We start from the raw sequence: 6574 nt of genomic DNA on the forward strand, positions 1-6574 counted from the left end.
ATGAAGGCAGAATTACTATTAAAATGGGATGCTATTGTGGGCGAAGGTCCGGTTTGGGATTACCGTCACGATTGTTTGTACTGGGTAGACATACTACGTGGGCATGTATGTAAGTTTGATCCTAAAAATGGCAAAAATCAGGTTTATGAAATCGGGCAATACGTAGGAGCCGCAATACCTCGTAGTAGTGATGGTCTGGTACTAGCTCTACAAAATGGTTTCGGCTTGTACGATGAAAGCAGTAGAAAGTTAACACTGATTGAACATCCCGAAGCTCACTTACCAGAAAATCGCTTTAATGATGGAAAAGTAGATGCAATGGGGCGACTCTGGGCGGGTACAATGCAAATTAATCCTACAGAGCCTCAGGGTAACTTATATATGTTGGATATTAATCATCAGGTAGAATGCAAATTAGATAATATTTATATTTCCAATGGGCTAATTTGGTCAGCCGATAACCAATGGTTTTACTTTATTGATTCACTAAAAGGCTGCGTAGACTGCTACCGCTTTGATTTAGAAACCGCTGCTATTAACTACGAACGCAAAGTAGTATCTATTGACCCAGCAGTGGGGGTTCCTGATGGAATGACCATTGACGAGGAAGGGAATCTGTGGGTGGCTATTTATGACGGAGGACGCATAATTGCGGTTGATCCAGAAATTGGAAAAATTGTTGAGCAAGTTGACGTTCCGGCCAAAAAAACATCGAGTTGCACCTTTGGAGGCGAAAACCTGGACACGCTCTTTATTACTACTATTTCAGAAAACACTGATCCGGAAGATGAACTATTGGCGGGGTCGCTATTTTCGGTGAAGCCGGGGGTGAGAGGAGTACGGGCAAATTTTTTCGCGGGCTAATAAAAGAAAAAGCCTGCACCTAAAAGTGAGGCTTGTATGTGCGCGCGAGAAGATTCGAACTTCCACGCCAGTTAAGGCACTGCCCCCTCAAGACAGCGTGTCTACCAATTCCACCACGTGCGCAAGTGGTACAAAGCTAGACAATTTTACGAACGAAACAACAATAGACAATTACCAATTAGCAGTGAACAATGAGCAATGTACAAAGGAGGCAAGAAACTGGAGACAAAAAGAAATATTGCGACTGACGCTCGGTGAAACAGTGAAAATTAAAGACTAATCGTAACTACAACAATCAACAATCAACAATCAACATGTTTCAACATATTATCTACGAAGTAAACGAAGGAATAGGAAAGATTACGTTAGACCGACCTGAAGTCTACAACGCACTAAACAATCAGATCAAACTAGAACTGAAGCAAGCATTTGATCAGGCGCGGGAGGATTCAGCCGTAAGAGCGATGATACTCACGGGAAACGGACTAGCATTTTGCTCGGGGCAAGACTTAAAGGCCGCTCAAACTGAACTAGCGGACACAACTTACTCCGAAGCAGTGCGAACGTACTATAATCCGCTTATTCTTGCTATGCGTGATTTGCCTAAACCTATTATCTGTCAGCTCAATGGCTTAGCTGCCGGGGCCGGTTGCTCATTAGCGCTAGCCTGCGATATGATTATTGCCAGCGATCAAGCGAGTTTGTCAGAACTTTTTGTAGGAATCGGTTTAGTAATGGATTCGGGTTCTACTTACTTTCTACCTCGGATGGTCGGTTCACTGCGGGCATTTGAGCTGGCGAGTACCGGACGAACGGTGAGTGCCGAAGAGGCAGTTCAAATCGGGTTGACTAATCGGGTAGTAGAGCACGATCAGTTAGAGTCTACGACCTACCAGATAGCCAAAAAATTTGCCCAAGGACCTACTAAAACCATTGGCATGATTAAACAAATGCTTAACCGATCCTACGAAATGAGCTTGGCCGAAGTGCTGGATTATGAAGCCCAAATTCAAGATGAAGCGGCAGCTACCGAAGATCACCAGGAAGGAATTCAAGCATTTTTAGAAAAGAGGAAGCCTAAGTTTAAGGGAAAGTAGTATTCTCATCTAAACCAGCTTTTAACTGAAAAACGAGGTAGATTAAGCAATCAATTAGATTATTGAAGATGATTGATAGTATGCAGTGTTTGGCAAGCAGTCAGTCCGGCAGTCTCGGTTCTCAGCCGATAGTCACCGAGACTTGCCATTTGAAATTTTTGTTCTGTAGCCCAAGCTATCTCCCTTGGGCTAAATCCTCCTTCCGGACCAATCAATACTAGATAAGATTTATGGATTTTTGCTAAGTGACTGAGCGGCTGGCGATGGTTTTCATCAATATGCGCAATGAAAATTTGAGTATTTTCAGGGAAGTTAATTTGCTCAGAAGTTAGAGGTTGCATCTCAAATAATGTAGGGAGTAAAGCCCGGCCAGACTGCTTCATAGCACTCACCGCTTTTCGTTGCAAGCGTTCTAGTTTAAGCACTCTTCGCTCCGAATAGTCGCACTCTATAAACTGAATGCTGTTGATACCAATTTCAGTGAGTTTTTCTACCAGCCATTCCATCCGGTCCAAATTTTTTGTAGGAGCAATGAGCAGGTTGATAGAGTAGGGGAGAGCAGGTTGCTGGTAATGATTGATTACATTAAATGCACAGCGTTTGGGATTTGTCTCCTGGATTACTGATTGGTAGTAACCCCCTTTACCGTCTACCACCGTAATTGGATCGTTTGGCCGTAATCGTAATACTTTCACGCAGTGCCGAGATTCTTCCTCACTCAGAAAATTGGCTCCATCGGTAACTTTTAGTTGATAAAAAATGGCCATGAAGCAAGTTAGTTTCCGGCGTAAGTAGTATGCTTGGCTAGTATACTTCGATTTATGTCCCGTACCAGGGCGGGCCCTTCGTAGATGTATCCGGTGTAGAGCTGCACTAAACTGGCTCCCGCTTCCAATTTTTCTAAAGCATCTTCTGGGCTATTAATTCCTCCAACGCCAATTATTGGTAAATGACCCCCAGATTTCTGATGAATGTAGCGAATTACCTCGGTCGATCGTTGCCGAACCGCTTGGCCACTTAATCCACCCGCTCCAATTTTCTTCAACGTAGCGTCATGGGTCTGAAGTGATTCGCGGGAGATAGTCGTATTGGTTGCAATGATGCCATCTACCGGAACAGTCAGGCAGATTTCAATAATATCGTCTAGCTGAGTGTCATTCAAGTCGGGAGCAATTTTAAGCAAGATTGGTTTGGGGTTCGCCTTCTGTTGGTTAAGCTCCTTTAAGTGATTAAGCAGGTTAAACAAAGGTTCTTTTTCCTGAAGCTGCCGCAAGTCAGGAGTATTGGGCGAACTAACATTTACCGTAAAATAATCTACCAACGGAAATAATAACTCAAAGCACTGCTCATAGTCTTCGGTAGCACGTTCGTTGGGGGTGATTTTATTTTTACCAATATTCCCGCCGACAATAATATTTGATTTGCGTTGGGCTAACCGTTCCGCTGCTTCGTGAATTCCAGCATTATTGAATCCCATTCGGTTAATCAAACCTCGATCTTCAGGTAAGCGAAACAGGCGGGGCTGAGGGTTTCCTGCTTGCGGACGAGGCGTTAGCGTACCAATCTCTACAAACCCAAAACCCAAAGCGGCCATTTCATCAATAAGTTTGGCATCTTTATCGAAGCCAGCGGCTAATCCAACCGGATTTTTAAAATCTAAGCCAAATAAATTTCTGGTCAAATCAGGATGGTTCACCTCCAGGCTTTTCTGAAAAAGGTACTTGACCGGAGGAATAGCCATTGCAAATCGAAGCAAACTAACGGTTACCTTATGAGCTTGCTCTGGCTTCAACAGAAAAAGTAGAGGACGAATAATGGATTTATACATTCACGATAATGATTAATGAGTAATGAAGGATGACTGATGAAGAACGCAAGATACTTTTCATTAATCACTATTCGTCAATCATCAAAACGGATGGGTCGTTTGGAACGAGGGTGAAATTTGGTAATCACCTGCCGTAGGTAATCCCGGTCAAGATGCGAATAAATTTCGGTAGTAGTAATGGATACGTGACCGAGCATATCCTGCACTGCTCTCAGATTAGCTCCCCCCTCCACTAAGTGGGTGGCAAAGGAATGACGAAACGTATGCGGACTTACTTTTTTAGTAATTCCTGCTCCCTGTGCAGCATCTCGCACAATATTAAAAATCATCACTCGGCTAAGTTTGCTACCTCGGCGGTTCAAAAATAAATAGTCCTCCTGACCTGCTTCAACATTTAAATGCCGACGAACGTGTTCGGTATACATTTGAATATACTTCAGTGCATCTTGACCAATCGGAACGATTCGCTCTTTATTACCTTTACCAATGATGCGAATGAAGCCAATATCGGTATAAAGATTACTGATAAGCAGTTCGGTTAGCTCAGTCACTCGCATACCGGAACTATAGAGGGTTTCAATAATTGCTCGATTTCGAATTCCTTCGTTGGTGGAGAGATTAACTGCTGACAAAATTTGCTCTACTTCAGAAAACGATAAAGTGTCAGGCAGTTTACGATCAATTTTAGGGCCTTCTAGTAGTAACGAAGGGTTTTTATCAATATGATCTCGATAGAGAAGAAACTTGTAGAAGGCTTTTACTCCCGCCAGAATTCGGGCCTGCGAAGCGGCAGTCATTCCCAGATTAAATATATATTCTAAAAAAGTTAATAAATGCTTTTGCTCTATTTGTAGCGGAGATAAATCCCAATCGGAAAGATCGGCAAACTGCTGAAGCTTATCAATATCGCTGAGGTAGGCTTTGAGGGAGTTATCTGATAAGGACCGTTCCAGTCTCAAATAATCTCCAAACTTATCGATATACACGTTCCAATCCTTAGCGTCCATACTAAGAAGTCATTTTAGCGAAGGTACTGTTTTTAGTATAAAGATGATAATTTGATCCCGAATGTGTTCATGTTTTAGTGTGTTCTTGTGTTCATGTTAATTTTAATACTTTTGAACATCTGAATATCATTCTATGACGACCTAAACACCATGAACATCATCATCATCAATGGCCCTAATTTAAATCTGCTGGGTAAACGTGAACCGGAAATTTACGGTAAACTTTCTTTTAAAGAGTACTACCAAGAATTGACTGAAATCTACAGTGACCATACGCTGACCTACTTTCAAAGTAATTCAGAAGGGGAGTTGGTGAGTAAAATTCAGGAAGTAGGTTTTACTGCAGATGGTATTGTGCTAAACGCTGCCGCCTACACCCACACTTCAGTGGCTATTGCCGACGCTATTGCTGCGGTAACTGCTCCGGTAATTGAAGTACATATCTCTAACGTTCATGTTCGGGAAGCTTTCCGCCACCATAGCTACGTGAGTGCCGTGGCTCAGGGGATAATTATTGGATTGGGACTGAGCGGATACAAGCTGGCTATCGATTTCTTACTTGAAAGTAGCCAGACATGATCACATTTTACCCAGGCCCTTCTAAAGTTTACGCTGAAGTTCCTGATTACGTGCGAGATGCTTACAATACCGGAGTGTTGAGCATTAACCATCGTAGCCCAGAGTTCATGGAGATATTCCAGCGGGTGACTCAACTAGTTAAAACCAAGCTCGAAGTACCAGAGGAGTATACTGTAGTCTTCAGTAGTTCGGCCACGGAATGCTGGGAAATTATTTGCCAGTCATTAGTAAGCAAGAAGTCTTTTCATATTTACAACGGAGCGTTCGGAGCAAAGTGGTTACGTTACGCCAAAAGCTTGGTTCCCAGGACCGATAGCTTAACATTTAATCAAGAAGATTTACCGAATATAGACGAACTACAAATAGGTGATACTGATTTGATTGCCCTTACGCATAATGAAACTTCTAATGGTACTGCTCTACCTACCGACTGGATACACGCATTACGGGCCCGTTATTTTAATACATTAATTAGCGTAGACGCCACTTCATCAATGGCCGGAGTAGCACTTCCCTGGAAAACGGCTGATGTATGGTTTGCTTCAGTACAAAAGTGCTTCGGTTTACCCGCCGGATTAGCTGTGATATTTCTTTCACCGAGAGCAATTGAGCAAGCTCAGGAAATAGGCGATCGTAAATATTATAATAGTTTGTTAAATATTTATGAGCAAAGTCAACAGTATCAGACTACGCACACTCCGAATGTGCTAGGAATTTACTTACTAATGCGAGTGCTAGATAATATGGCACCAATTTCGGCGATTGCAGCCAAAATTGAAGCACGCTATAATGAATGGATAAATATGTTACTTAACTTAAGTTATGTTAAGCTGAATATTAATAATTTCCAAGTACAATCTAAGACAGTCATTCCCTTCCGAGCCGAAAAGGATACAATTAATCAAATTAGACATCAGGCGAAAGAAAGTGGGATTACATTAGGTAATGGCTACGGTGAATTAAAAGATACTACACTGCGGATCGCTAACTTTCCAGCTATTACTGACCATGAAATACATCAACTGAAAGATTTTTTCGTCAACTTTGCTCCTGAAAATTTATCGAGCTAATTGTATGTTTCACTTTAAAGAAATTATTTCGGTCAGCCTTATTCTGTTTTCAGTGATCGACATATTGGGAAATATTCCTATCATTATTAACCTTCGTAAGCGTTCCGGAACTATTGAGTCGGGTAAGGC

At 42.2% G+C, this 6574-nt stretch carries 7 protein-coding genes, 1 tRNA gene and 1 pseudogene; 5 read left to right on the forward strand and 4 right to left on the reverse strand.

Annotation, left to right across the window (positions count from 1 at the left end; genetic code table 11):
* Nucleotides 1-864 (forward strand): SMP-30/gluconolactonase/LRE family protein (locus WBA23_RS00070; RefSeq protein ID WP_424580188.1); only part of this gene is annotated, 864 nt, incomplete at its 5' end.
* A gap of 39 nt (nucleotides 865-903) precedes the next feature.
* Here WBA23_RS00070 and WBA23_RS00075 read toward each other — a convergent pair.
* Nucleotides 904-987, reverse strand: a tRNA-Leu gene (locus tag WBA23_RS00075).
* Nucleotides 988-1178: 191 nt separating this feature from the next.
* On the opposite strand from WBA23_RS00075, the gene WBA23_RS00080 reads away from it, so the two are divergent.
* On the forward strand, nucleotides 1179-1961 hold the full coding sequence (locus WBA23_RS00080; RefSeq protein WP_424580189.1) for an enoyl-CoA hydratase/isomerase family protein: 783 nt from the start codon (nucleotides 1179-1181) through the stop codon (nucleotides 1959-1961).
* 59 nt (nucleotides 1962-2020) lie between these two features.
* Here the strand turns inward: WBA23_RS00080 and WBA23_RS00085 are convergent, their stop codons facing one another.
* The 3 genes from WBA23_RS00085 to xerD all read right to left on the reverse strand — a co-directional run bounded on the left by WBA23_RS00085 (nucleotide 2021) and on the right by xerD (nucleotide 4796).
* Nucleotides 2021-2728 carry an RsmE family RNA methyltransferase gene (locus tag WBA23_RS00085; protein ID WP_424580190.1) on the reverse strand — a complete coding sequence of 236 codons (708 nt, stop codon included), beginning with the start codon at nucleotides 2726-2728 and terminating at the stop codon, nucleotides 2021-2023.
* Nucleotides 2729-2736: 8 nt separating this feature from the next.
* Nucleotides 2737-3789, reverse strand: a complete 1053-nt coding sequence (locus WBA23_RS00090; protein ID WP_424580191.1) for a quinone-dependent dihydroorotate dehydrogenase — start codon at nucleotides 3787-3789, stop codon at nucleotides 2737-2739.
* Nucleotides 3790-3863: 74 nt separating this feature from the next.
* On the reverse strand, nucleotides 3864-4796 hold the full coding sequence (gene xerD, locus WBA23_RS00095; RefSeq protein ID WP_424580192.1) for a site-specific tyrosine recombinase XerD: 933 nt from the start codon (nucleotides 4794-4796) through the stop codon (nucleotides 3864-3866).
* Between the two features lie 150 nt (nucleotides 4797-4946).
* Between xerD and aroQ the strand changes: the two genes are divergently transcribed.
* The 3 genes and pseudogenes from aroQ to WBA23_RS00110 all read left to right on the forward strand — a co-directional run.
* Nucleotides 4947-5375 carry a type II 3-dehydroquinate dehydratase gene (gene aroQ, locus WBA23_RS00100; RefSeq protein WP_424580193.1) on the forward strand — a complete coding sequence of 143 codons (429 nt, stop codon included), beginning with the start codon at nucleotides 4947-4949 and terminating at the stop codon, nucleotides 5373-5375.
* A complete protein-coding gene (locus WBA23_RS00105; RefSeq protein ID WP_424580194.1) occupies nucleotides 5372-6445 on the forward strand; it encodes an aminotransferase class V-fold PLP-dependent enzyme in 1074 nt (357 codons plus the stop codon). The genes aroQ and WBA23_RS00105 overlap by 4 nt, the downstream gene beginning before the upstream one ends.
* A gap of 4 nt (nucleotides 6446-6449) precedes the next feature.
* A pseudogene (locus WBA23_RS00110) lies at nucleotides 6450-6574 on the forward strand (MarC family protein); the annotation flags it as partial.

It is taken from the genome of Tunicatimonas sp., from assembly GCF_049647865.1.
GTDB lineage: Bacteria > Bacteroidota > Bacteroidia > Cytophagales > Cyclobacteriaceae > Tunicatimonas.